21 protein-coding genes are annotated in these 25149 nt (G+C 54.8%); 20 read left to right on the top strand and 1 reads right to left on the bottom strand.

The window, feature by feature from the left end; translation table 11 throughout:
• The first annotated feature begins 47 nt into the window (after positions 1–47).
• The 4 genes from KI367_RS05895 (at position 48) to KI367_RS05910 (ending at position 4775) form a co-directional block, all read left to right on the top strand.
• Positions 48–1427 carry an extracellular solute-binding protein gene (locus KI367_RS05895; protein WP_212948348.1) on the top strand — a complete coding sequence of 460 codons (1380 nt, stop codon included), beginning with the start codon at positions 48–50 and terminating at the stop codon, positions 1425–1427.
• Positions 1428–1510: 83 nt separating this feature from the next.
• Positions 1511–2341, top strand: coding sequence for a sugar phosphate isomerase/epimerase family protein (locus KI367_RS05900; protein WP_212948350.1), 831 nt, complete (start codon positions 1511–1513; stop codon positions 2339–2341).
• A gap of 27 nt (positions 2342–2368) precedes the next feature.
• Positions 2369–3328, top strand: a complete 960-nt coding sequence (locus KI367_RS05905) for a Gfo/Idh/MocA family protein (RefSeq protein WP_212948352.1) — start codon at positions 2369–2371, stop codon at positions 3326–3328.
• A gap of 343 nt (positions 3329–3671) precedes the next feature.
• Complete coding sequence (locus KI367_RS05910; RefSeq protein ID WP_212948581.1) at positions 3672–4775, top strand: 5-methyltetrahydropteroyltriglutamate--homocysteine S-methyltransferase; 1104 nt, start codon at positions 3672–3674, stop codon at positions 4773–4775.
• Positions 4776–4945: 170 nt separating this feature from the next.
• Here the strand turns inward: KI367_RS05910 and KI367_RS05915 are convergent, their stop codons facing one another.
• Positions 4946–5179, bottom strand: a complete 234-nt coding sequence (locus KI367_RS05915) for an LSm family protein (RefSeq protein ID WP_036708115.1) — start codon at positions 5177–5179, stop codon at positions 4946–4948.
• Between the two features lie 373 nt (positions 5180–5552).
• Between KI367_RS05915 and KI367_RS05920 the strand changes: the two genes are divergently transcribed.
• The 16 genes from KI367_RS05920 to KI367_RS05995 all read left to right on the top strand — a co-directional run bounded on the left by KI367_RS05920 (position 5553) and on the right by KI367_RS05995 (position 25146).
• On the top strand, positions 5553–6413 hold the full coding sequence (locus tag KI367_RS05920) for a MurR/RpiR family transcriptional regulator (RefSeq protein WP_036708118.1): 861 nt from the start codon (positions 5553–5555) through the stop codon (positions 6411–6413).
• Positions 6414–6732: 319 nt separating this feature from the next.
• Positions 6733–7647 (top strand): N-acetylmuramic acid 6-phosphate etherase, encoded by a 915-nt coding sequence (murQ, locus tag KI367_RS05925; RefSeq protein WP_212948354.1) that lies wholly within the window; start codon positions 6733–6735, stop codon positions 7645–7647.
• 66 nt (positions 7648–7713) lie between these two features.
• Positions 7714–9132, top strand: coding sequence for an ABC transporter substrate-binding protein (locus KI367_RS05930; RefSeq protein ID WP_212948583.1), 1419 nt, complete (start codon positions 7714–7716; stop codon positions 9130–9132).
• Positions 9133–9218: 86 nt separating this feature from the next.
• Positions 9219–10121, top strand: a complete 903-nt coding sequence (locus KI367_RS05935) for a carbohydrate ABC transporter permease (protein ID WP_036708122.1) — start codon at positions 9219–9221, stop codon at positions 10119–10121.
• Positions 10122–10138: 17 nt separating this feature from the next.
• Positions 10139–10999, top strand: coding sequence for a carbohydrate ABC transporter permease (locus KI367_RS05940; RefSeq protein WP_212948356.1), 861 nt, complete (start codon positions 10139–10141; stop codon positions 10997–10999).
• A gap of 4 nt (positions 11000–11003) precedes the next feature.
• On the top strand, positions 11004–12200 hold the full coding sequence (locus KI367_RS05945; protein ID WP_212948358.1) for an anhydro-N-acetylmuramic acid kinase: 1197 nt from the start codon (positions 11004–11006) through the stop codon (positions 12198–12200).
• Between the two features lie 32 nt (positions 12201–12232).
• Entirely contained in the window at positions 12233–13198 is a 966-nt protein-coding gene (locus tag KI367_RS05950) for a GNAT family N-acetyltransferase (protein WP_212948359.1), read from the top strand.
• A gap of 2 nt (positions 13199–13200) precedes the next feature.
• Positions 13201–13908, top strand: coding sequence for a PIG-L deacetylase family protein (locus KI367_RS05955; RefSeq protein WP_036708134.1), 708 nt, complete (start codon positions 13201–13203; stop codon positions 13906–13908).
• 155 nt (positions 13909–14063) lie between these two features.
• On the top strand, positions 14064–15203 hold the full coding sequence (locus KI367_RS05960) for an exo-beta-N-acetylmuramidase NamZ family protein (RefSeq protein WP_212948361.1): 1140 nt from the start codon (positions 14064–14066) through the stop codon (positions 15201–15203).
• Positions 15204–15253: 50 nt separating this feature from the next.
• On the top strand, positions 15254–16807 hold the full coding sequence (locus KI367_RS05965; RefSeq protein ID WP_212948363.1) for a glycoside hydrolase family 3 protein: 1554 nt from the start codon (positions 15254–15256) through the stop codon (positions 16805–16807).
• A 43-nt stretch (positions 16808–16850) separates the two neighbouring features.
• Positions 16851–17780, top strand: coding sequence for an N-acetylglucosamine kinase (locus KI367_RS05970; RefSeq protein WP_306433217.1), 930 nt, complete (start codon positions 16851–16853; stop codon positions 17778–17780).
• 167 nt (positions 17781–17947) lie between these two features.
• Entirely contained in the window at positions 17948–18817 is an 870-nt protein-coding gene (locus KI367_RS05975) for an AraC family transcriptional regulator (protein ID WP_212948365.1), read from the top strand.
• Positions 18818–19062: 245 nt separating this feature from the next.
• Positions 19063–20316 carry a stalk domain-containing protein gene (locus tag KI367_RS05980; RefSeq protein WP_212948367.1) on the top strand — a complete coding sequence of 418 codons (1254 nt, stop codon included), beginning with the start codon at positions 19063–19065 and terminating at the stop codon, positions 20314–20316.
• A gap of 143 nt (positions 20317–20459) precedes the next feature.
• A complete protein-coding gene (locus KI367_RS05985; RefSeq protein WP_246536690.1) occupies positions 20460–21509 on the top strand; it encodes a hypothetical protein in 1050 nt (349 codons plus the stop codon).
• Between the two features lie 319 nt (positions 21510–21828).
• Positions 21829–23262, top strand: coding sequence for an SWIM zinc finger family protein (locus KI367_RS05990; RefSeq protein WP_212948369.1), 1434 nt, complete (start codon positions 21829–21831; stop codon positions 23260–23262).
• A gap of 27 nt (positions 23263–23289) precedes the next feature.
• Positions 23290–25146 carry a HEAT repeat domain-containing protein gene (locus KI367_RS05995; protein ID WP_212948371.1) on the top strand — a complete coding sequence of 619 codons (1857 nt, stop codon included), beginning with the start codon at positions 23290–23292 and terminating at the stop codon, positions 25144–25146.
• Positions 25147–25149 lie beyond the last annotated feature (3 nt).

The raw sequence follows: 25149 nt of genomic DNA on the forward strand, positions 1-25149 counted from the left end.
TTGAAGTGCTTCCATTCCAGGTGTGATGAAAAAGGGGGAACGGATTCATGAAAAAGCTTCTATTGCTTCTCATGTCCAGCCTGCTGACGCTTTCGCTTGCGGCATGTTCGGGCGGATCGGATACGGACGTCACGGGCGGCGTGGAAATCAAGAAGGTGTCCGACATGAAAGGGAACGTCAGGGTGGCGTTGGCGGGATGGCAGCTGGACAACGGCATCAACGCGCAGACTGGAAACCCGACCATCGGGCTGAACGAGTATCTCGAGCAGACGTTCAACAAAATGTATCCGAACATCAAACTCGAGCTGTATCAAATTCCATGGGAAAACGTCAAAGCCAAACAATCCGCGATGCTGCTTTCCGGCGACGTGGATGTGCTGTACACCGGCGGAGCTTTTGCGTCCCAGTGGTACCAGGACGGATTGCTCCGGGACTTGGATGACCTGATCAAGGAGGATACGAGCTTCGACCCGAATATTTACCTGGCCGGCATCATGAACAATTCCTACAGCACCAAGTCGCCCGACGGCTCGAAACAATTCGGCATTCCGGTGGCGCTCGGGCGCAGAATGACCATCTACGACAAAAAGCTTTTTGAAGACTGGGGAGTGGAACCGCTCTCCGCCAAAGCCGATCCGGCCGAAATTCTAGAAAAGGCCAAAAAAATGACCGGCAAAAACCCGAAAACCGGCGAAGATAATTACGGACTGTACTGGAGCGGCAACTCGCTCAACGGATCGACGTTCGTCGCGTTGACGCTGGCGTTTGGAGCCAAAGGCGCCGAAGGCACGTTGAAGGACGTCAAGAACATCAAGTGGCATTTGAACACGCCGGAAATGGTGAAGGTCATGGAATGGCTGAAGGAAGCGGCAAAACTTCCGCCGGCCGGCTTCGTGAACGCCCAGGGCGCGGAGAACTTCGGGCTTGAACGCAACAATATCGCGATCGCGCTGGATTCGACGGGGGGCTCCACCATGAGCGAATATTTGAGCAACCAAAACAAAGAGCTTCTGGACCGGTTTGAGCCCGTCATGAACATGGGGCCGAAAGGCGAAGGCTGGGTAGCGGTCGATCCGTTCGTCATGGCGAAAAACGCCAAGGACGTCAAAGCCTCCTGGGAGGTGCTCAAGTTTCTGACGAGTCCGATGACGCAGCGGTACATGTACGACAATTTTTCGCTGACGCCGACGCTGAAAAATGCGGACTTCGTATCTTCCGAAGACAAATACGTCAAAAAAGCGCTTGAAATCGCCGAAGTGGGCCACTCGGAGTTGATGGACGAAGCCAATCCGTTCTACATGAGCGACATCGTGCCTGCGGTGAACGGATTCATCAGCAAGGCGGCGACCGGGAACGCTCCGGATATCCAGACGTTCCTGGACGATTTGCAGCAGCGCGCAGAAAAATGGTCGGCGAACTTAAAGTGATCACGAAGGTGCAAAGCTCCTTGCAGGGCTTTGCACTTATCCATTTCATTTCAATGGACGGGTGAGAGATGGGAGGACTGAAGATGAAGAAGGGAATCAATCAATGGTGTTTCCCGCCGGGGACTCCGCTGAGCAAAGTGCTGCGCACCAGCTCGGCGGCCGGATTTGACACGATCGAGCTGAATCTGTACGCTCCCGGCGGCGTGGGATTGACGATGGATACGACGCCTGAAGACGCGAAAGCGCTCGGGAGGCTGGTCCGCAGCTATGGGCTGACGATCAGCAGCCTTTCGACCGAGATGCTTGGGAGATACCCGCTCAGTTCCCCGGACAAGGATACGAGAAGCCTTGGGATGGAATCCATACGCAAGCAGATCGAATTGGCGCTGGAGCTTGAGGTGGATACGATCCTCGTCGTTCCGGGACGGATCGAAGAAAACGTTTCGTACGAGGAAGTATGGGAGCGCTCGACGATGGCTTTGCAGCCGCTGATCGACGATATCGCCGGCACGCCTTTAAGCATCGCCATCGAAAATGTTTGGAACCAGTTTCTGTGGAGTCCGCTTGAAATGGCCCGCTACATCGACCAGTTCGAATCGGAGCATGTCGGGGCTTATTTCGACGTCGGCAACACGCTGGCCTTCGGAAGACCGGAACATTGGATCCGGACGCTCGGAAGCCGCATCCGCAAAATTCACGTGAAAGATTTCCGGACGAAGGTCGGCAATTACCACGGGTTCGTGCCGCTGTTATCCGGGGACGTGGACTGGCTGAACGTCCGTCTGGCCCTGAGCGATATCGGATATCGCGACAGCTTGACCGCAGAGCTGGAGCCGTATGCAAGTTTTCCGGACCAGCTGATCTTTGACACGTCCCGTCATCTGGATGTCATTTTGGGCAAAAATCCGTATTGAACGTAAAGCGAAGGGGGAGACGAGCAAATGATCAGAATCGGCGTTGTAGGGGCCGGAATCATTGCTTCGGAGCATCTGAAGCATATCCATCAAAATGATCGTGCCGAATTGGCGGCCGTTTGCGACGTTGCGCCGGGCGCGGCGGAACGCGCCGTCCGGCAGTACGGGGGCAAGGCGTATGCCGATTTCGACGAAATGCTGGACCGGGAAAAGCTTGACGCCATATTTTTATGCGTACCGCCGTTTGCCCACGGGAACATGGAAGAAAAAGCGGCGGAACGCGGGATTCATCTGCTCGTCGAAAAGCCGCTTGGACTCCGCATGGATGAGGTCCGCCGGAAAGCGGAAGCGTTGGAGCAATCCGGGGTCATCGCCGGGTCGGGCTACTGCTTGCGTTATATGGAATCCGTTCAGCGGGCCAAACGTTACCTGGAGGGCAAAGAGATCGCCATGGTTCGGGCTTACCGTTTCGGAGGACTTCCGCCGAATCCATGGTGGGTGGACCATGCCAAGTCCGGGGGACAGCTGGTGGAGCAGACGACGCACAACGTGGATTTGATGCTGTATTTGGCGGGCGACGTCCGCAAAATATCCGCCGACATGGGGCTGCTGCTCAGCCGGGACGTTCCCGGAATCACCACCCCCGATGCGGCTTCGGTCAACATGGTGTTTGCATCGGGCGCCCTCGGGCATATCGATACCGGTTTTTTTTCGCAGCCGGACGGTAGGTCTTCGCTGGAAATGATGGGGCGCAACTTCAGGCTGACCTTGGAAGGCAGCCACTTGACCATCACTGAACCGGACCAAACTTGGGTATTCAGAGGCCGGGGCGATTTTTACCAGGCGCAGGACGATGCCTTCATCCAGGCGGTGGAAACCGGGGACCGCAGCCTGATTCTCGCCCCGTACGGCGAGGCGCTGCGGACGCTTGAAGTCACGCTGGCCGCCAACGAGTCCGCCAAAACGGGGCTGCCGGTTATTTTTTGATCAGGCCCGCGGCGGATCAGGTTGCCGCAAACAGGGGACCGTACGTGCGCTGCGACCGTTTCATCCGCCATATGGGGTGAAAACGGTCTTTTTTTGTCATCGTGTAGGGAAGCGCAATTCGCGATTTTTCGGCACATCCGTTAAACGGAAGCGCGTATGCCGAACATCGCCGAAAAATGACGGTAAACTTATGCCCGATGCGAATTTTGCAAAATCATGACTTGTTTGCCGCGCGGAGAAGTAGGATAATCAGATATAACGGTTTGCCGCAAAATACTACCATCGACGATTTTTGCTGCTGGAGACAAAGGAGAGAAACTAATTGAAAACGGAAACAAACAACATGGCGCCGCCGTACCGCGCCGACCAAGTGGGAAGCTTCCTGCGTCCGCAAGTTCTTAAAGAAGCCAGAGCCAAGTTCCAGGAAGGGCTGATTTCGAAGGAAGAGCTGCGCGCAGTCGAAGACGCCGAGATCGTGAAGCTGGTGGACAAACAGAAGGCGGTCGGCCTGACGGCCGTGACGGACGGCGAATTCAGACGCACTTGGTGGCATCTGGACTTCATCGAAGCCATCCAAGGAATCGAGGTGTTTGATCTCGATGCTTCCGGCTTGTTCCATGGAGCGATGAGCAAAGCCAAAGGATACACGGTTGCTTCGAAGCTGGCTTTTCCTGCGGATCATCCGTTTTTGGAGGATTTTAAATTCCTGAAGCAGGCTGCGGGGGAGCATGTGGCCAAGTTTACGATTCCGGGTCCGAACATGATCTTTTATTCCGGCGTCGTCAACAGCCAGAAATATGCCGATCACCCTGCGTACCCTACTTTGGAAGATGCCGCGAAAGACATCGTGCAAGTATACCGCAACGCGATTCAGGCATTTTACGATGCGGGCTGCCGCTACCTTCAGCTCGACGATACAAGCTGGGGCGCATTGTTCAGCGACACGTTTCGGGAGAAAATCAGGGCGAAAGGCTACGATCCGGACAAGCTGATGAAAACGTTCGCCGATATCACCATCGAAGCCGTCGAGCAAAAGCCCGCCGACATGGTGATCACGATTCACATTTGCCGCGGCAACTTCAAATCTTCCTGGCTGTACGACGGAGGTTATGAGCCGATTGCCAAAGAGCTGTTCTCCCGCGTGAACGTGGACGGCTTTTTCCTGGAATACGACAGCGATCGTGCGGGCGATTTCAAACCGCTTCGCCATATCCGTGGCCAGCGCGTCGTGCTTGGACTGGTCACCACCAAAACCGGCGAGATGGAAAATATGGAAGACATCAAGCGGCGCGTGCGGGAAGCGGCCGAATACGTGCCGCTCGAACAGCTCTGCCTGAGCCCGCAATGCGGCTTTGCTTCGACGGAAGAGGGCAACGCGGTCGCGGATCAGGACCAGTGGAACAAGCTGGGGCTGGTCGTATCGGCGGCAAAGCAGATCTGGAACTGATTTTCGGCTGATCCTTCAGCGGCATGCGAACAACACGAGGCGCAAACATCTGTGCTTCGTGTTTTTTTTGTAGCGCCATTCAGCTGCGGCCGCGCCGGCCTTCCGGGCTTGCCTTCCGATGGTTTCGGCTCCTAAAAAAATCTCCCCGGTATCGGGGAGAACAAATTCGGTCAAATCAACGCGATCGCCAGCAGAGTAAACAAGCTAAGCGGAATTATCGCTCTGCGGTAACCCCATCCGTAAGGCGAAAAGGCCGAGGTTCGGACAGGCCCTCCTTGCTCGGTTTCCAAATACACGCGCTCCCTGTCGACCTTCACGATTTTCCCTACATGCACTTTGCCGTCCGTCGTTAATATGCGAACCTTCCGATTCATGCATTGCAAACAATTATAATACGCGTCCATCATATCACTCCTTTGCGCTGACAAAATATCATATGAAAAAAGAGAATCTCCGGAAACGGCGGTTATACCTTCCGCTAGCGGCGAAGAACGATTTCTAAATGATAGATTTTAAGGGCCGCAGAAACGGGAGGGGGCGCATGTCCATGCGAATAAGCGTTGACCCGGCATGTAAGGTTTATTGCAATTTTGCGCTCTGTCATATAAAATGGATTTAAATTTTAAATCGGCAAGTAAATTTTGAAATTTATTTTTATCTGTCGAAAACTTCATGATTTTTCTATTTTTTCAATTATATTGATTAATTTCTTGTTTTTATGTACACTAGCGATTGACGCAATTGGATTCTATTAAACTGAGATGAGTAGGGAAACGTATGTCAATACACGATAATATTTTGATTAAAATTCGCGAAATGAAAGACAGCCTGACCCCGGTCGAAAAAATGGTGGCGGAATACGTTCTGCAAAACGTCGAAGAAATCCCCCATCTATCGATCAAAAACCTGGCGCAGCTGACGAAAACAAGCGACGCGTCCGTGCTTCGTTTTTGCAAAACGATGGGATATTCGGGTTACCGCAGCTTTATCGTCAGCATCTCGGCGTCGCTTGGTTCGATGGAGGAGCAAAAGGATCAGTATACGGACATCCAGCCGGGAGACGACCTGTCCGTCATCATTTCCAACACGTTCAGAAACAACATCAAATCGATCGAAGACACGTTAAGCGTCATCGATAAGAACGAAGTGGAACGAGCCGTGCAGGTGCTGCGGAAAAGCAACCGCATCGTCTTTTTCGGCATCGGCGCTTCGGGCCTGGTCGGCATCGACGCGGAACAGAAGTTTTCGCGGATCAACAAGATGTGCCATACGTACACCGACGGGCACAGCCAGTTGACCGCCGCGACGCTGCTCGACAAAGGGGACGTGGCGGTGTTTATCTCCAATTCGGGCAAAACCACGGAAATTCTGGACTCGCTTGAAATCGCCAGAAAAAGCGGGGCCACCATCATCGCCATTACGAAATACACGAAAAGCGAGCTGGCGGACAAGGCAAATATCGTGCTGAACATTTCGACCCCCGAAGTGACCATCCGCAGCGGCGCCATGGGCTCGCGCATCGCCATGCTGACGATCATCGACATCCTGTTTGCCGGGGTGGCAAGCGCCGAATACAAAAACGTGAAAAAATATTTGACCAAAACGCATAACATCATCGCGGCAAGCAAACACCGCTGACCGATGCGATCCAGACACCGGCCTTTCGCCCGAAAGACGGTGTCTTTTTTTGTTTTCCGTTAATGGTCCGCAGACGTACAAGCTAAAATTAAACAACAATAATTTATTTTATAATAAAATAATATTTCAAAAACTGTTGACCAAAATGAAATTTCTCGTTAATATGAAATCAAGAAGAGGATTTGGCAAATATCAAAAGTGCGGTTTTGATACACATGATGTAGGGACAGACCATATAAAAAGAACTACATATTGTGCCTTGATCCGTCTTTGGAATTTGCGACTTCCCAGAAATGAATATATGGATAGGAGGATCGCAATGGATGAGTATCTGGCGGGGCTGACAACAGAGGGTATCAATGAGCAGACTCGGATGATCGATGAATGCAGCACAGAAGAAATGCTTCGTCTCATGAACGAACAAGATGCCAAGGTTCCGGCCGCCGTGGCTGCGGAAATCCCGCAGATTTCGAAGGCGGTGGACGTTCTGCACCGCGTGCTTAAAAATGGCGGCAGAATGTTTTATATAGGAGCAGGGACTTCGGGCAGATTGGGCGTTCTGGACGCATCTGAATGTCCGCCGACATTCGGCACTGATCCTTCGATTGTGCAAGGTCATATTGCCGGAGGCGATGGAGCGCTGAGACTGGCTGTGGAAGGTTCCGAAGACAGTGCGGAGGAGGGGGTTGCATTAATCGAGCAGTGCGGGATCACGGACAAGGACGCGGTGATCGGCATTACGGCGAGCGGCAGCGCGACATTCGTCATCGAGGCGCTTCGGAAAGCGCGCGAGATCGGAGCGGCAACGATCGGCGTCGTAAACAACAAACCGTCCAAATTAGAGAACGTCTGCGATATCTGCATTGCGCCGGTGGTCGGGCCTGAAGTGATCATGGGTTCAACGAGGCTGAAAGCCGGAACTGCCCAGAAATTGGTTTTGAATATGCTCAGCACATGTACTATGGTTAAGTTAGGCAAGACCTACAATAACTTGATGGTAGACTTGAAAGCGAGCAACATCAAGCTTCGGGATCGTTCGATCCGCATCATCAAATCGGCAACAGGGGTCGATGACGCCAAGGCTGCCGCCTATTTAGAAAGTGCTTCCATGAACTGTAAGCTGGCGATCATGATGATCAAAACCGGGCTTGCGGCAGGTCCGGCCGAAGAGGCGCTGAACCGGGCCGACGGCAGCTTGAAAAAAGCAATCCATGAGTTCAATCAGGTCGTTTAAGGATTTGGCTTAAAGAAACAGAAGGTCTAATACGATTTATATTTTCAAGGAGGCTTGTTTTTGATGATGAAAAAGAAAATGCGCGTATTGGCATCCGTCTTTGCCCTCAGCATGGCCCTGACCACGTTGTCCGCTTGCGGCGGCAAAGACGACAAAGCTGCGAACGTGGACGATCCGAACGCAAAAGACACCATCACGGCGCTTTTGCCGCCGGTATCGGCAAACTTCCAAAGCAATTTCGATCAGATGGCGAAAGAGTTCAACGAAAAATACCCGAACCTGACGCTTAAGATCGAACCTGCGAGCTGGGAAGACATGACGCAAAAGCTCGACACGCAGGTGAACGCGGGCAGCCCTCCGGACATCGCGTTTATGGGCTCCGACGGCATTTCGAAATACGTGCAGCAAGGCATGCTGATGGATATTTCGGATACCGCGACGGAAGAAATGCTGAAGGATTACGACGCGGCTCCGCTTGAATACATGAAAAACGGCAAAGGCCTTTACGGCTTCCCTGCCTATATGGAAGTGCACGCCATCGGCGGCAACAAGGAATTCATGGAAAAAGCCGGCATCGACTACAAAAAGGTGCAAAAAGAGGGCTGGACCTTCGACGAATTCCGCGAAGCGATCAAAAAAGGCGTGGTTACGGAAAACGGCAAAACATCCCGCTACGGTTTTGTATTCGCAACAGCCGGCGTTACCTCCAAAGATTACCTCGGCATTCTCGTGAAAAGCGCCGGCATGCCGTCGCCGTTCACGCAGGATCTGAAATACGCTTACACAAGCAAAAACTTCCTTGAAGTATTGAAAGACATCCGCGTGATGATCGACGACGGTTCCATGCCGAAAGAGCTCAGCTCGATCGATGCGGGCAAACGCTGGAACATGTTCCTGACAGGTCAAACGATGATCACCGGTAAAGGTCTCGCAGGGTTCGAAAGATCGGCGAAGCTGAACAACGAAAAGCTGAAAAACAAAGACGCAAGCGCGGTCAAGGGTTCGATTCCCGTCGATTACGTCGTGCTTCCGGTTCCTTCCTTTGCCGGCGCCAAAGCGCAATCCAGCGTCGCCGTCGACGGTTACGTAACCTTCCGCGGCAAGAAAGAGCCGACGGCTGCGCACAAAGCGAACGTCGTCAAAGCGGCGAACTTCCTGTCCAGCGGCAAAATCGCGGCGACCACGAACAACGAGCTGTTCGTCGCCCAAATCACCGAAAGCGGCAGAAAAGCGGCTGAAAGCATGCCGGTCGACCGCGATCCGGACAACAAGGCAGCCGTCGAAACGATGCTGAAAGCGGCCGTTCCTGCCCGTCCGGACATCCCAACGGATCTTGGCGCCAAAGCCATCAAGCTTGAGGATGAAGTCATCGTGCCTAAGCTTCAAGCCCTGATTGCCGGCGAAATTACCCCTGAGGCAATGTACGAAGCGGTAAGAACCGCGGCGGTAGATGCCTTCGGCGAAGACGGCGTCGTCAAAGACTAGAGAGAAAAACATTGGAAAGCCGTATGACTTCCATACGGCTTTCCCCCAATTGCCTGTGAAACGAAGTATGAAAGGGGTTTCGCAAGATGACTGAATATGCTAAACCGATCAAACGGCGAAAAATAAAAGGCGATGCAGCGTGGGGATATGCTTTTATTGCCGTGGCCCTTTTGGTTTTTGCAATGTTTACGTTATACCCGGTAATCAGCGCGCTCATCATCAGTTTTCAAAAGTATAAGCCGATCGGTTCCGAGTTCGTCGGGTTTGAAAACTATACGGAAACGTTCAAGGACAAGTTGTTCTGGAAGGCCATCGTGAACACCGTCGTCTACACGGTACTGACGGTTCCGGTATCGCTTCTATTATCTTTTGCGGTCTCCATCATGATTTTGCCGCTGAAGAAAAAGATGCAGACGGTATTCAAGGCGGTCTATTACCTTCCGGCAGTCGCTTCCGGCGTGGCCTTGTCCCTGGTTTGGCTGTGGATTTTCGATCCGATGCCCGTCGGCATCTTCAACAAAGTCACGTCGTTTTTCGGGCTCGGCACGCATAACTGGCTCGGATCCAGCGCGTATGCCATGTTCTCGCTCGTTTTGATGGCTTGGCTGTCCAGTCACGGCACGAGCATCATCATCTATCTTGCGGCATTGCTTGGCATTGACGGAAGTTACTACGAAGCGGCGGAACTCGACGGAGCGTCGTTTTTTCAAAAGTTGTGGTACATCGTGGTGCCTTGTTTGAAACCGACGACCTTGTTCCTGCTGGTGACGGGCGTCATCGGTTCCTTCCAGGTGTTCCAGAACGCGTATTTGATGACGGGCGGAGGCCCGGACAACGCGACGACGATGGTCGGTTTGCTTATTTTCAACAACGCGTTTAAATATTTCGAATTCGGCAAAGCCGCGGCGCAGTCGCTGGTATTGGCCGCCATCATCGCGGTTATATCTTTCATTCAGTTCAAATTCCTGGGCAAAGACGTGGAATATTAAAGGAAGGAGATGCACTTATGTCGCTTTACAACCCTCATGCAGGGAGACCCCAGATCCGGATCGCCAGAAACACCGTTCTGATGATCATACTGCTGGCATTCGCGCTGGCCACCCTGTTCCCGATCTACTATATGATTATTTCTTCCTTTGGTGAACCCGTCGAAGCCGGGGCCATGGATTACAAATTGGTTCCCAGCAGTTTCTCGCTCGAATCCTACAAGTTCTTTTTTGAGTTCAGCGAATACACGTACCGCTGGCTGCTGAACTCCTTGATCGTGGCAACCACCGTGATGGTCACGAACGTGTTGTTCGCCAGCATGGCGGGATACGCGTTTTCCAAAATCCAGTTCAAAGGCAGAGCCGCGATCTTTTCGTTGCTGCTGATCGCCATGATGATTCCTTATCAGGTCACGCAGGTTCCGCTGTACATTTTGATCGTCAATATTTTTGAAATTCAAAATACGTATACGGCATTGATTTTGCCGGGTCTGGTCACCGTTTATAACATCTTTCTCGCGAAGCAGTTCATGGGCAGCATCCCGAACGAAATTTTGGAATGCGCCAAAATCGAAGGCTGCAACCAGTTCCAGATTTATTTCCGTATCATTTTGCCTTTATCCAAAACCGTTCTTGCAGTCATGGCCATTTTGACCTTCATGGACAACTGGAACACGTTCTTCTGGCCGTTCCTGGTCACCAACTCCATGGATATGCAGACGATTCAGGTCGGACTGAAAAACTTCCGTTTTGCGAACACGACTTATTTTGCGCCGATGATGGCAGGCGCGACCATTTCCGCGCTGCCGATGTTCATCTTGTTCTTCAGCCTGCAAAAATACTTCCTTGAGGGCGTTACCGTAGGCGCGGTAAAAGGCTGAACCGATGAAGCGCGAAACTTTGGATATGCATGCAAGCCGCTATGCCGTAGGACTTATGTCCGGCACGTCAGTGGATGGAATAGATGCAGCCGTGGTACGGATCGCGGACGGTCCCGGAGGGGAAATCGCCGTTTCGTTGATTGCCTTTGAAAACAGGCCGTATCCGGCTGCCGTCAGGCAGGAGATTTTCGAGCTGTTTGATCCGGTCAAGGCTACGATCGACAAAGTCGGGAGCATGAACGTATTGCTGGGCGAGCTGTACGCGGAAGCGGCGCTCGCCGTCATTAAGGCGGCGGGGTTCGAACCGGCGGACATCGCCGTCGTCGGCTCGCATGGCCAAACGATTTATCATGCGCCGGCCGCAGAAAAGCGCCATGGACATGACATACGTTATACGGTGCAAATCGGGGAAGGATCGGTCATCGCCGCGCGGACGGGGATTCCGTGCGTGTCCGACTTCCGCCCGGCGGATATGGCGGCGGGCGGCCAGGGGGCGCCGCTCGTGCCGTTCACGGAATATTTGCTTTACAGGGAAGCGTCCCGGACGCTGCTGCTGCAAAATATCGGCGGCATCGGCAACATGACCGTCATTCCCGCGGGCTGCGCGCCGGAAGACGTGTATGCCTTCGATACCGGACCCGGGAACATGATCATCGACGGCGTCGTCGAACGCCTGTATCCGGGACAGCTCACGATGGACATCGGAGGGGCGATTGCCGGCCGGGGGAAGGTCGACGAGGAGCTGCTCGGGTTTTTAGCCAAAGAACCTTATTATGCGCAGCCGCTTCCGAAATCCACCGGCAGGGAGCTGTTCGGCTCGGCCTATATCGAGAGGCTGCTGGGCATTGCTGCGCAAAAAGGCATGAAGCCGGAGGATGTGGTGGCTACCGTGACGAAGCTGACGGCCTGGTCGATCGGCGACGCCTACCGCCGCTACGTCCAAGGCCGCACGCCGGCCGATGTCCTGATCGTCGGCGGAGGCGGAAGCTATAATCCGGTATTGGTCGGTTTCCTGCGCAGCGAAATGGAATCCATGGGGGTCGAGGTGCTGACGCAGGAGGAAGTCGGCTACAGCAGCGACGCGAAGGAAGCGGTGGCGTTTGCAATCCTCGCCGATTATGCGATAAAGCGGAAGCCTAACAATCTGCCGAACGTAACCGGGGCCGCAAGGCCCGTCATCATGGGGAAAATAAGCTACTAAATCTCTCACAGGGGACGGAGGTGCCGCTGAGCATGATTGATGCCTGGGATGAAAAATATACGCAGGCGGTCATCGATTTATGGAATCATGAGGCCGTAAAAGACGGGTACAAGGAGCTGACGGAGCAAAGCTTCCATCATATTTTCGCTTCCAGCCCTTATTTCGATAAGCTGAACGCATTCGTCCTGATCGAAGACGGACGGGTGACCGGGTTTGCCTGCGGGTGTACCGGCGACGATCTTCCGCTCGGGCAAACGGCAGGGTACGTGACCTGCATCGTGCTTGAGCAGGCGAGCCAGACGGACGAACAGTACAAAAAGCTGCTGCAAGCCGTCGAAGGCCGGTTTCGGGAGCTTGGCAAAAAGCAGGCGGACTTCCTGTTTTTTAATCCGATGATGCTGCCGTGGTACATACCGGATACGCCGCGGCATGAACATAACAACGCCCCGGGCGTCCCGACGGGCAGCAGGCTGCATTCCTTTTTGCTTGGCGAAGGTTATGCGGAACGCGCCCAGGAGTGCGCGATGTATTTGAATCTCGGGCAGTTTTCCATGCCGGAGGAGATCCGGACGAAAGAGCGGAAAGCCGCCGAAGAAGGCTATCGGGTGGAACTGTTCGACGGCGCGAAACACGAAGGCGTGGCCGGCATGCTTCAAGGGTTAAACAACCCGTTGTGGGAAAAGGAAATCGGCAAGTGCACGTCGGAAGGCACGCCGGTTGTCGTCGCGGCGCACGGGCGGCAGGTCGTCGGTTTTGCCGGGCCGGTCATCCGCCAGGACAACGGGCGGGGTTATTTTGCCGGCATCGGGGTGCATCCCGAGCACGAAGGGCACGGGCTGGGCACGATTTTGTTCTTCAAGCTGTGTGAAGCGTTCAAGGCGATCGGCACCGATTATATGTCGCTGTACACGGGCAGCACCAATCCGGCCATCCGGATATATGAAAAAGCAGGCTTCCGAACCGTAAAACGATTTTCTATCATGAGAAGGGAGTTTTAGGAATGAGCGAACAGAAATTGACGATTATGGCCATCGGCGGACATGTCGGGGATGCGGAATTGACGGCAGGCGGGGTGCTGGCCAGCCACTCGCTGAAAGGGGACAAAATCGTAACGCTTGCTTTGACGGCGGGCGAACGCGGCGTGCCGGCCGGGCAGGACATGGCCGAATACCGCCAGCAAAAGGTCAACGAAGCAAAAGCTTTTGCCGATATGCTCGGCGGCGAATCGATCGTATTCGATATTCCGGACGGCGAACTGAAGGATAACGAGGAAATGCGTTTGCGCGTCTGCGATTGTATCCGCCAAGTCAAACCGAACGTGATCATCACGCATTGGAAAAACAGCATGCACAAGGACCATGCGATTACCCATAACATCGTCAATGACGCCCGTTTCTTTGCGGGACTCGCTTCCTTCGAAAGAGAGCTGCCGGCGCATTTTGCCTCCAGGCTGTATTATGCGGAAAACTGGGAGGACGCGGTGGACTACAAGCCGTATGTATACGTGGATTTCTCCAAAGAAGCATTCGACCTGTGGGTCAAAGCAACGGAGCAGCATTGGTTCGTCACGAACAGCAAATCGTTCCCTTACCTCGAGTACTACAAACATTTGGCAAGGGTTCGCGGGATCGAAGCGCGCAAGGAATACGCCGAAACGTTCATGGTACCGGAAGAAACGAAACGCGTGCTGAAAAGTGATCTGTTGTAGGAAAAGGATAGGAAAAATGACTGCCTGCAGGGCAGGATTCGGCAAGCGGGCGCTTGTTTGAATTCTGCGAAGCCGCACCATTTCCGGACGGAATGGACTTTTGCGGAGCGGCAGTCATTTTTTTCAAAAACGACATGCGATAGGGGGAAGCAGCGATGATTTTGAACGGGATCGACACGGTCATGGAAGCCGCCCATGTATTAAAAGGAAAAAGACTTGGCCTGATTACCTCGCCGACCGGACTCAATAAAGACTTTGTATCGACGATCCAGATTTTGCACGAGCATTTTCATTTGGCGGCAATGTTTTCGCCGGAGCATGGGGTGCGGGGGGATCAGGCCGCGGGGGCCATGGTCGAAACGTATTCCGACCCGATTACGGGCGTGCCGGTCTACAGCTTGTACCGCAAGGATTCCAAACGATTGAGCCGGGAAATGCTGGACGAAGTGGACACGGTCGTATACGACATCCAGGACGTGGGCACGCGTTATTATACGTTTATTTATACGATGCTGTACGCATTGGAAGACTGCGCGAAAGCCGGCAAGGAAATCGTTATTTTCGACCGGGTCAACCCGCTGGACGGCGTAACCGTCGAAGGAAATATATTAAAGCCGGGATTCGAATCGTTCGTCGGCAATTATCCGCTTGCCGTCCGCTACGGCTTGACCGCCGGCGAGGTGGCGATGATGGCCAACGAGCAGAAGGGCTGGAACGCCAAATTGCACGTCGTCCGCTGCCAGGGCTGGGACCGCCGCATGCTGTTTCCGGAAACCGGGCGTATTTGGGTCATGCCGTCGCTCGGAATTCCGCGGTTCGAATCGGCGCTTGTATATCCCGGCACCTGCCTGTTCGAAGGGACGAACCTGTCGGAAGGCCGGGGCACGACCGCTCCGTTCGAGATCATCGGCGCGCCGTTCATCCAGGCCGAGCGGTTGGCCGACGAGATGAATGCGCAGAAACATCCGGGGGTCATGTTCCGTCCGGTGTACTTCAAGCCGTCGTTTTCGAAATTCCAGGGCGAGCAATGCGGCGGGGTTCAGCTCCATATCACGGACGTCCGGGCGTTCCGCCCGCTGGAAACCGGCGTCCGCCTGATGTTTACGATCAAAAACAACTATGAATCGTTTTCGTTCCTGCCGCCGGTCAGAGAAAATTCCAGGCCGTTTATCGATTTGCTCGGCGGAGACAACATGTACCGGGATGAGCACGTGGACGTTCCGGCGCTGCTCGAGCAATTCCGCGAAGAAAGCCGCCGGTTCGAAAAGCTGAAGGCGGAATACCATCTGTATTGATTCGATAAAACCTAGCAAATCCGAAAAGGAATAAAGGAGCCGGTATCCGGATGAGACAACTGACATTAAGAGAAAAAATCGGCCAGCTGATCGTGGCGGGTTTTCCAGGACCTGAGATCGATGAAGAAACGCAGCGTCTGCTTGCGGAATATAAAATCGGCAACATCATTTTGTTCGCGCATAACGTCGTCAACCGCGAGCAGCTGAAAGGCCTGTGCGCGGAGCTGCAGCGAAGCATTACCGGACATACGGGGTATCCGGCGCTGATCTCGATCGACCAGGAAGGGGGGCGGGTCACGCGTCTGCCGAAGGATGCGGTCAACGTGCCGGGGGCGATGGCGATCGCCTCGACGGGCCGCCCCGAAAACGCCTATGCGGCAGGACGGATAACGGCCCGCGAAATGCGCGCCTTGGGGATCAACTTTAACCTTGCGCCCGTGCTGGATATCAACAACAATAAGCAAAATCCGGTCATTAACGTGCGCTCTTACGGCGATACGGCGGAAGTCGTGACCGAATACGGGCTGCAAATGCTGCGCGGGCTCAAGGATGGCGGCGTGCTGGCTGCCATCAAGCATTTTCCGGGGCATGGCGACACGGCGGTGGATTCCCATCTGGGGCTGCCTTCGATCGACAAATCGCTGGAATCGCTGGCCGAGCTTGAACTGAAGCCGTTCCGGGCGGCGATCGACGGCGGGGCGGAGTGTTTGACCAGCGCGCATATTTTATTCCCTTCCATCGAAAAAGATCAGGTTCCGGCCACGATGTCCAAAACGATTATTACCGATCTGCTCAAGCATCAAATGGGTTATGACGGACTGGTCATCTCGGACTGCCTGGAAATGGATGCCATCCAAAACTATTACGGAACCGCCGAAGGCGCCGTCGGAGCGCTGAAGGCAGGGGTTCACCTGCTTTTTATCAGCCATAGCGCGCAGCTCGTGAAGGATGCGGTCCGCCGGATCGAACACGCGGTGGAAACCGGAGAGCTGTCGGTTGACATCCTTGACGAAGCCGTGGAAAAGGTGCTGTTTTATAAGGCAAAATACGGGGTGGTAAAAGACGGGGAACTGACCGAAGCGGATCATGAGGTGAATCGGCGGGCGGCGGAGGCGATCAGCATGGAAAGCATCTGCCATGCCGGCAGTACGCTTGTGCCTGTGCGGAAGGGGGCTTCGGATACGATCGTGATCGGCAGCCTGCCGTATCGCCCGGATCAGGCTTCAAGCCAAGCGAGCGCCGAATTGTCCTTTCCGGCGGAAGCCGCGGCGGCTTGGGGGATCGAACATCTGCTGACGGACATCAATCCGGACGAAGCGGAGCAAAGCCGGATTGCGAACGAAATCCGGCATGTTCCGAACGTCATTATCGGCCTGTATAACGGGTGCGACCATCGGGGGCAAATCGGGCTTGCGAACCGGCTGGTCCGGGCAGGCCACCGGGTAACCGCGGTGGCGCTCGGCAAGCCGTACGATTTGGAGCTCCTGGAAGCGGGCGTTTGCGGATTGGCCGCTTTCGAATATACCCGGATGTCCATTCGTTCGGTCATCCGTATTTTAAGCGGGGAAGCAGCGCCGACCGGCAAGATCAGCTTGCGCAACTAAAGATCGCGACGCAGCCGTTGTCGAAAATCAAACGAAGGATGTGATGAGAACGATGAAATATGCGGCCGGCTTGGACGGGGGAGGCACGAAAACCGCCGTCACGATCGTGGACGAAACCGGCAGGGCGGTAAAGACGTTTGCCTCCGGCGCCATCAACTATAACGGTCAGGACGAAGAAAGCGTCGGCGCTTCCTTGCGGGAGATGATGGAAACCATCGGGGCGGCATGCGGAGGGCTCGAAAACTGCGGCGAATTATGCGTCGGGGCCGCCGGAGTAAGCAATCCGAGCGTCGTCGGCAGGCTGACCGGACAAATCCGGGGCGCGGGTTATCCGGGAGGTCTGCACATTACCGGCGATCACGAGACCGCTTTGTACGGGGCCCATCAGAAAAATTGCGGCATGATTCTGATCGCCGGCACCGGCTCCATCGGACTCGGCAAAAACGAAGCTGGACAATCGCATCGAACGGGAGGATTCGGGCACCTGATCGACGACGAAGGAAGCGGCTACGCGATCGGGCGCGATTTGCTGGCTGCCGTCGTGCAGGCGCATGACGGGCGGATTCCGGACACGATCATTAAAGAGCTTGTCTACGGGCAGCTCGGCATCGGGTCGGTACAGGACGTCGTCGGTTTTGTCTACGACAAAAACAGAAACAAAAAAGAAATCGCTGCACTGGCCCCGATCCTCTCCGAAGCCTGCGCGGCGGGTGACGAGGCGGCGCTCGATATCGCCGATAACTGTGCGTCATCCCTGCTGAAGCTGGTCATTCCGGTGGCCGAAACGCTTTCGTTGCAGGAAGGCAGCCTTGCCATGGCAGGCAGCGTGCTGCTCAAAAACGGCTTCGTTAGAACGAAGTTCCAAGAGAAGCTTCGCGCGCGTTACCCCAAGATGGAGTGCATTACGCCCAAAAGCGATGCTTCCACGGGAGCTGCGTTGATGGCGTTGGAACGGATGCGTTCGAAACCGTAAATGCCGGCCCGGGACGGAAAATCATTTCCGCCCGGGCTATTTTTATGAGAAGAGAGTCGGCTCGGAAACCAACGGCGTAATCCGGCAACATCCGCAAAAAAAGTCAAGAAACCTTATCCGGTTCTACGGTATACTGTGGGTGAATCCAAGGAGGGAATGATAAACAGATGAGATCTCGTGAAGCCATCCGACACGTCGTCGCTTATATCGAAGACAATTTGAAAAACGATATGACGCTGGAGGAGATATCCAGGATTGCAGGTTATTCGATGTATCACTTCCACCGAATATTCCAGTCATATGCGAAAGAATCGGTTTCCGAGTACATACGAAAAAGGAGACTCACCAGCGCCGCTTCCGAAATCCTTCACACCGACGCCAACATCGTTGACATCGCCCTTGCATACCGGTTTGAATCCCATGAGTCCTTTACCCGGGCTTTTAAAAAGATGTTCCGCGTGGCTCCCGGCGCATTTCGAAAAAGCAATCGAAGGCTGCACATCAGGGAAAAACAGCGGCTTACGGATAAGAGGCTGCAATATCTTGACGGCGGGATGGCTGCGGAGCCGAGAATCGTTGTGAAAGACGAATTTACAGTCGTAGGTTTGGCTTGCTCTACGACGCTTTCGGAGAACAAAGCTCCAGCGCTCTGGGAGGCGTTTCTCCCGAGGGTAGGGGAAGTGAAAAACAGGGTATCGCCGCATTTGATGATGGGGGTGAGCGAATTTTCGCTGAACCACGGCTCGGAAGCATTTACGTACATGGCTTGCGTTCCCGTGATAAGCGTCGAAGATCTGCCGGAATCGATGGCGGCCAGGACGATTCCAAAAAGAGAGTACGTGGTCGTCACCCATAAAGGCAAGCTGGATTCTTTGGGCAATGCTTTTGATCATATATACGGGAGCTGGCTGCCGAAATCCGGATATGACCTGGTCGAGGGGGATGATTTCGAAATTTACGACGAGCGGTTTTTGGGCCCGGACCACGAGGAGTCCCAGGTAGATATCTATATCCCGGTCCAAAAAATCAAGGATTGACAGGACAACGTAAAAGGCTGCTTTGCGTATTTCCCTATGATAAATAGGTGCATAGGCTGGAAGTAAAGATAACTTCAGGCCTATGTTTTTTTTTGGCCAAAATGCGGCTTCGGTCCAGCCCCATACCGAAAAATTCAGGATATAATTGGAAAAAGTCGTGAATAGCCTGATGATGGATGCGTACGGATGGTCGACGCGGCAAGACGTCTCAAACGAATACGCAGAAAAAGGAGTGAAAGGCAAACATGCGAGCTGTTTATAAGAAAACCGGCGCCGGATTGCTGCTGTTCTTCGCATTGCTGCTGGCAACCGGCGTTTGGGGAATGAAGCAGGCTTATGCGGCTGCGGCGGCACCGATCAAGGTGGCGGTCGATACGCAATGGGTATCCTTTTCGGTCGATCCGCTGCTGGACGGCGGTTCGACGCTGGTCCAGATGCGCCCTTTGTTTGAAACGATGGGCATTGCATTGACATGGAATCAGCAGAACCAAACGATTACGGGACAAAAAGGTTCCATGTCGTTCACTTTGAAGGTGGGCAGCACAAAGGCCGTTTTAAACGGGAAAGAAATCAAGCTCGATAAGCCGGCGCGGGTCGTCCAAGGGAATACCTTGGTACCGCTGCGGTTTGTGGGGGAGGCGACGGGCGGTTTGGTGGTGTGGGATCCCAAAGACCGCGAAATCACGATATTTTCGGAGCAAATGCTGAGCCAGCTTGGCCTCACCAAAGAGCAGGCTGCGGAAATACTCGCTAAAAACGGGGGCATGACGACATCGAACCCGCCGAAGGATCCTCCCGGAACGGGACAGACCGGAAGCGGCGATGAAGAAAAAGCTCCGGCTTCCCCGGTCAAGCTCGACAAGCTCCAAGGCATGTACGTCGGCATGCGGCTCGATCCGGGAGGTTACGAATGCGGCGGTGCATGCTGGGATTATTACACGTTCCTTCCGGGGCAAAAAGTCGTCGTAGGCGAGCCCGTCTCCGGCGGGCCGGAAACGATCGACTGCTCCAAGCAGGCCTGCAGCGCCTACAGCATCAAAAATAACCGCCTGACGTTAGATAACGGCAAGTCCTATGCGATCCGGGTGTCGGCCAAAGGAAACCTGTTCATCGAGGACGTTCAGCTGGAGCCCGTGAAACCCGTCGCAGCCCATTTCAAGCTTAGCGGCAGCTACGTCTACCGGGGTTATTCGGGCATGGCCGGCGCCAATTCGGCCTCTTCGGCTTGGGAAGAGCGGATCGCCTTCCAAACGGACGGCACGTTCAAAAGCGACAATCTCGCTTTGGGGACGCTGGATACGGGGGCAGGCACAACCAATTCTTCGTCGGGCGTAAGCGGCACGGGAACGTACGACATCTCGGGCAATACGATCACGCTTAAATTTTCCGACGGCAAAACGGAACGTTTCGTGTTTTTCGTCCACACGGGAAAAGACGGGAAACCCAACCCGCAGGACATCCAAATCGGCGACCGCAACTTTTACGTGGATAACGATTGAGGTATTGTCCGGAACGCAGGGACAATTTTGGAAAAGGGAGGCGAAGGCAGCCTTTGGGAGACGGAGGCTGCCTTTGCATGCATCGGAGCACCGTTAAGGTTTCGCGCAAGAATGCGCCGTAAAAAAACTGGAGGTGAGGTCGGATGATTACGATCGGAACGGCGCGGCAACGGGCTGCGGAGTGGGTCCGGGAACATGCCTGCATGCAGGCGGATTATATTGGGGCCTATTTCAGCGGCTCGACGGTGGGGAGGCCGGAGAAGGAGGCGCTGCCGACGGGTTCGGACGTCGATGTTGTCGTGGTCCTCAGAGGGGAGACGGTTCCGCCGAAGCCGGGAAAGACGATTTACAAGGATACCCTGATCGAGATCACCTACCTGCCCTTCAATCAGCTGGCTTCGGCGGAACGAGTGTTAGGCTCCTACCATCTGGCGGGCAGTTTCCGCCTGCCTGCGGTGATCGATGACCCGAGCGGATATTTGCATCAGCTGCAGCGGCAGGTATCCGAAAAATTTGCGGATGAAAAATGGGTGAAACTCCGCTGCGAGGAGGCGTGGAATCGGGTGGACCAAGGGCTAAGGTCGCTGAATCCGTCGGCTCCTTTGTTCGAGCTTGTTATGCCTTGGTTGTTTCCGACGGGGGTGATGACGCATGTCCTTTTGGTCGCCGCGCTCCGCAACCCGACGGTCAGGCTGAGATATTTGGCAGCCCGCCGCGTGCTCGAGGACTACGGATTTGAGGGTGCGTACCCGGAATTGCTCGGATTTTTAGGGTGCAGCGGCTGGACTGCTCGATTGGCGGAGCGTCATCTGGAAGGGCTTGAACGGTGTTTTGAAGCTGCGGCCGCCGCGGCCCGAACGCCGTTAGCGTTCAGTTCGGACATCACGCCCGGGGCGAAAACGATTGCCATTGACGGCAGCCTTGAATTGATCCGAAGCGGAAATCCCCGCGAAGCGGTTTTTTGGATAGGGGTCACGCATGCGCGGTGCCACCACATTTTGTCGATTGACGCGGAGGCGGAGGTGCGCCGCGCGCACGAACCTTTTTTTGCCCGTTTCCTGGCGGATTTAGGCATCCATTCGAGCGGGGATTTGCTTCGCCGCGCCGAAGAGGGGTTGCGTTTTTTGCCGAAGCTGCGGCAGATCGCCGAAAGCATCATGCATGCGAACCCGGAAATCACGGGTATAGAATAATCGTCAATACCACTCTTATGACGTTTTATGGGATTGCTGGGACTCCGGCAGTCTTTTTTTATTATAGATTTCACAAATACGCAATTTCAAGGGATGTGAAGGGATGTTATCTTCAGGAATTTGTGATAACAGGCTGAATTCGGCAAGAGAAGAGCTTGCAATTGCCCGTTTTCATTGGATTCCGGAATAAGAATGTATGTTCTTAATTGGGTCTTTAGAGGGTAGGGACAGCCGCAATTATTAGGTATGATTTAGATATGAGGATTAATATCATAAATTTGGTTGATCTGTAAACAGAGCGATGGTGGAGGGGAAACGTTTGATTGAGATCACGGAAACTTGGATCGACTCACTTGCGCCGAACAGCGCTGCGATAAAAAACGGGAGAGATCTGAATAAAAAAGGGAAGTTTACCGGGCTGCACCGGTCCGAAGACGGTCAGGTGCTTTTCGGGGAATGCCAGGGTAGCGGGAAAACGCCTTACATGCCTTCGGCCGATTTCGTCACACCGGATAAGCCGGTCATGCGATGCAGCTGTCCGAGCCGGCAGTTCCCGTGCAAGCATGTCCTGGGCCTGCTCTACGCTTATGCCGAAGGCAAGCCGTTCACGGCGGCGCAAATCCCGGACGATTTGGCGGCCAAACGGGAGAAGGCGGAGAAACGGGAAGAGAAAAAAGCGAAGGAAGCGGCAGCCGGGACGCCGGCCAAACCGAAAAAAACCAATAAAGCGGCCTTGAAGAAAAAAATCCTGGCGCAGCTGGAAGGCCTGGAACTGCTTGAGAAGCTGACGCATTCGCTGATCCGCCGCGGCCTGGGCACCTTGGACGCCAAAGAGCTTAAAGCCGTTCAGGAGCACGTGAAACAAATGGGAAGCCATTATTTGAGCGGCGCCCAAATTCAGCTGCGCAAGCTTCATTTGCTTTTATCGGCGAAGGAAGACCGGGAAGACGCGTACTCGCGGGCGGCGGAGCAGCTGGCCGTCATCCATGCCTTCATTAAAAAAGGCCGGGCCCATTTGGACGCCAGGCTGGAAGATCCGGAGCTTGCGCCGGACCATGAATCCACGATCGAAGAGTGGCTTGGTCACGCATGGCAGCTGACGGAACTTAAAGAGGCGGGGCTTGCCGGGTCCGATGCGGAACTGATCCAGCTTTCATTCATCAGCTATGACGACGTTTCCCGCCAGGAATTCGTCGATTGCGGTTATTGGATGCAGATGGACACCGGGGAAATCCACTTCACGGTCCAGTACCGCCCATACAGAGCGGCAAAATTGATGCGGGAGGACGACAGCTTTTTCGAGGTGGCCGCGGTGCCGGAGCTTTACCGCTATCCCGGCGACCTGAACCGCAGGGTCCGGTACGAGTCCTTCGCTTCCAGACCGCTTACGGAAAGCGACATGGGCCGGATTCGCCGGCACGCCGCCGCGTCTTTTGCCGAGGTCGTCAAAAAGGTGAAAAACCAGCTTAAAAATCCGCTTGGCGATCCGAATCCCGTCGTGCTGCTCCGTGCGGAAAACATCGTGACCGATTCAAACGGCCGGATTTTCATCGCGGATGCCCAAGGGGAAACGCTTGAGCTTCGCGACGTGCTCGCAGACGGGACCGTTCACCTGCTGAAGTATTTGGCCGAAGAACATTTGCGGGACGTTGCCCTGCTAGGGATGTTTAACCACGAGATGCGGAGCGGAAGATTGGTTGTCCAGCCGCTGAGCATCATCAACGAACGAGAGCTGGTACGCTTGCTTTACTAACGAGCCGAATGGGAGGAACATGCAAAAATGAGCCAAGCATTGCTGATGGAGCTGAATGAAGAAATCCGGCGCCTGTATATCGCGGGGAGCGATTTGGCAGCCGGTGATTACAGATTGAAACGGCTGCTGCCTTCCTTTGAACAACTGGGGGAGCGGGCCCCGGTGTTTAAAAAGCTGGGCGAAGGCATCGCCGCTTTGATCGACGAAGGCGCAGGGACGGATACGGCCCGCCGGCTGCAGGACGTGAACCTACTGCTGCAGTCGGTGCTGCGCACCCAAGGGAAAGGGGCCGCGGAGGGCGAAACGGCTCCGCTGCGAACGCAGCCCGTCCGGTTGGAGGCGAATCTTTCTTACCGCAAACTTTCCGCGGTCCGCACGGCGCTGACGACACGGGGCGGCGGACGCCACGAAGTCATCGTCGAAGCGTTCCGCGAAGGGCTGTTTCGCGATGTCCGCCTGGTCCCGCTGGCGATCGAAGCGTTGAACGATCCCTATGTGGAGATCGCGGAGTTTGCCATGAACGACATCTTGCCGTCCTACGGTCCGGACATCGTGCCGCATCTGCTCGAAAGCTTCCGGCCTGATGGAGGCAAGCTTGAGGCCCGCAAATTGACCGTCATCGCCAGAAACGGCGGGAAAGACGTGCTCGACGTCGTTCATAAAGCGTCCGTCTCAGGTTCGGACGAGGTTCGGACGACGGCCATCCGGCTTTTGGCGGGCCATCCCGAATATGAGCAGGTGCTGCTGGATTTCAGCCGCGACAAGAAAAAGAGCATCCGCGAAGCGGCTTTTCAGGCGCTTGCGGCCTCCGACCGGGAAAGCGCGGCGGAACGCTTATACGAGGCTTTTACGGGAAAAGACCGCGAGGCGGTCTCGTCGTCCGTCATGCAATCCCGGTCGGAGCTGTTGAACGGCTGGCTGGTCCGCGATTTGTCGGAACTCGTGGCATCGGTCCGGGAAGGGACCGCAAGCCAAGAGGAAATGGCAAACGTCTGGAACGAGGTAAGACGTTACATCTGGGCGCTGCATCAAAAAACAAGCCCAGAACTTGGCCGGCTTTATATGGATGTGATGAGGAATTACAAGTTGTACATGTATAAACTGGGCTGGGCGTTTTTGGCTAACGAAGCGATGGCGTACATACAGCATGAGCATTCCGAAGAGGGACGGCAGCTCGTCCGGGCGGCAGTCGAACTCGACTTGAAGAAACATGCCCAAACGGCTTCGTTTGCCCGGGATCTGTTCAAAAAAGCGCTGCCCGTGCTGCCTCCGGAACGGTTGTTTGAAGCATTCGGGACCATCCTGGAGGAGCGGGCGAAAGCCTCGTCCCTGAGCCGGAGCGCCAACGAAGCCAAACAACTGATGGATACGATCGAAGATATGGTAGTCATCCGAAGGTATCGGGAAATCGAACAAATCTGGTCCTACGGCGAAACGGGCTACACCTACCATGTGGAGATGCCGCCGCAGGAGGAGTTGGCCGGCAAGTGGGATCCGCGCTGGCTCGATCATTTCATCGCCCTCGACCGCATGGCGCTGGTCAGCGCGTTTGCGCGCCCGGGACACGCGGAGGCGGCTTCCTATTTGCTAGATAAGCTGAAGCGATCACCGGAGTTCCGCAACCGGTTTGCGAACTTGGCCGTCATGGGGCTTGTTCGCGCAGGCGTATCGGGAGAAGAGCTTCATGAAGCGCTGGTTCGGGCCGTTGAAGACGAGAGGAATACGGAATGCCGCGAAATCGAGCCGTTCCTTTTCGATCAGCTCTGCCGGCTCCCCGCGTCGTACGCGGACCGAAGCCGGGCAGCGTTGCCTAAATTCGGGTCCGTGAGCGGCGAACAGCTGGAATACGTTTTGAAAACGATGGAGTCATCCAATCGATCATAAAAA

The organism is Paenibacillus cookii, from assembly GCF_018333375.1.
GTDB lineage: Bacteria > Bacillota > Bacilli > Paenibacillales > Paenibacillaceae > Paenibacillus_AQ > Paenibacillus_AQ cookii.

Coding starts and splice junctions, on each gene's coding strand:
- KI367_RS05945 (WP_212948358.1), top strand. CDS start 11,004: ATGAAGCGCGAAACTTTGGATATGCATGCAAGCCGCTATGCCGTAGGA.
- KI367_RS05955 (WP_036708134.1), top strand. CDS start 13,201: ATGAGCGAACAGAAATTGACGATTATGGCCATCGGCGGACATGTCGGG.
- KI367_RS05900 (WP_212948350.1), top strand. CDS start 1,511: ATGAAGAAGGGAATCAATCAATGGTGTTTCCCGCCGGGGACTCCGCTG.
- KI367_RS05975 (WP_212948365.1), top strand. CDS start 17,948: ATGAGATCTCGTGAAGCCATCCGACACGTCGTCGCTTATATCGAAGAC.
- KI367_RS05935 (WP_036708122.1), top strand. CDS start 9,219: ATGACTGAATATGCTAAACCGATCAAACGGCGAAAAATAAAAGGCGAT.
- KI367_RS05930 (WP_212948583.1), top strand. CDS start 7,714: ATGAAAAAGAAAATGCGCGTATTGGCATCCGTCTTTGCCCTCAGCATG.
- KI367_RS05985 (WP_246536690.1), top strand. CDS start 20,460: ATGATTACGATCGGAACGGCGCGGCAACGGGCTGCGGAGTGGGTCCGG.
- KI367_RS05995 (WP_212948371.1), top strand. CDS start 23,290: ATGAGCCAAGCATTGCTGATGGAGCTGAATGAAGAAATCCGGCGCCTG.
- KI367_RS05920 (WP_036708118.1), top strand. CDS start 5,553: ATGTCAATACACGATAATATTTTGATTAAAATTCGCGAAATGAAAGAC.
- KI367_RS05915 (WP_036708115.1), bottom strand. CDS start 5,179: ATGGACGCGTATTATAATTGTTTGCAATGCATGAATCGGAAGGTTCGC.
- KI367_RS05905 (WP_212948352.1), top strand. CDS start 2,369: ATGATCAGAATCGGCGTTGTAGGGGCCGGAATCATTGCTTCGGAGCAT.
- KI367_RS05980 (WP_212948367.1), top strand. CDS start 19,063: ATGCGAGCTGTTTATAAGAAAACCGGCGCCGGATTGCTGCTGTTCTTC.
- KI367_RS05965 (WP_212948363.1), top strand. CDS start 15,254: ATGAGACAACTGACATTAAGAGAAAAAATCGGCCAGCTGATCGTGGCG.
- KI367_RS05940 (WP_212948356.1), top strand. CDS start 10,139: ATGTCGCTTTACAACCCTCATGCAGGGAGACCCCAGATCCGGATCGCC.
- KI367_RS05910 (WP_212948581.1), top strand. CDS start 3,672: ATGGCGCCGCCGTACCGCGCCGACCAAGTGGGAAGCTTCCTGCGTCCG.
- KI367_RS05960 (WP_212948361.1), top strand. CDS start 14,064: ATGATTTTGAACGGGATCGACACGGTCATGGAAGCCGCCCATGTATTA.
- murQ (WP_212948354.1), top strand. CDS start 6,733: ATGGATGAGTATCTGGCGGGGCTGACAACAGAGGGTATCAATGAGCAG.
- KI367_RS05950 (WP_212948359.1), top strand. CDS start 12,233: ATGATTGATGCCTGGGATGAAAAATATACGCAGGCGGTCATCGATTTA.
- KI367_RS05970 (WP_306433217.1), top strand. CDS start 16,851: ATGAGAACGATGAAATATGCGGCCGGCTTGGACGGGGGAGGCACGAAA.
- KI367_RS05895 (WP_212948348.1), top strand. CDS start 48: ATGAAAAAGCTTCTATTGCTTCTCATGTCCAGCCTGCTGACGCTTTCG.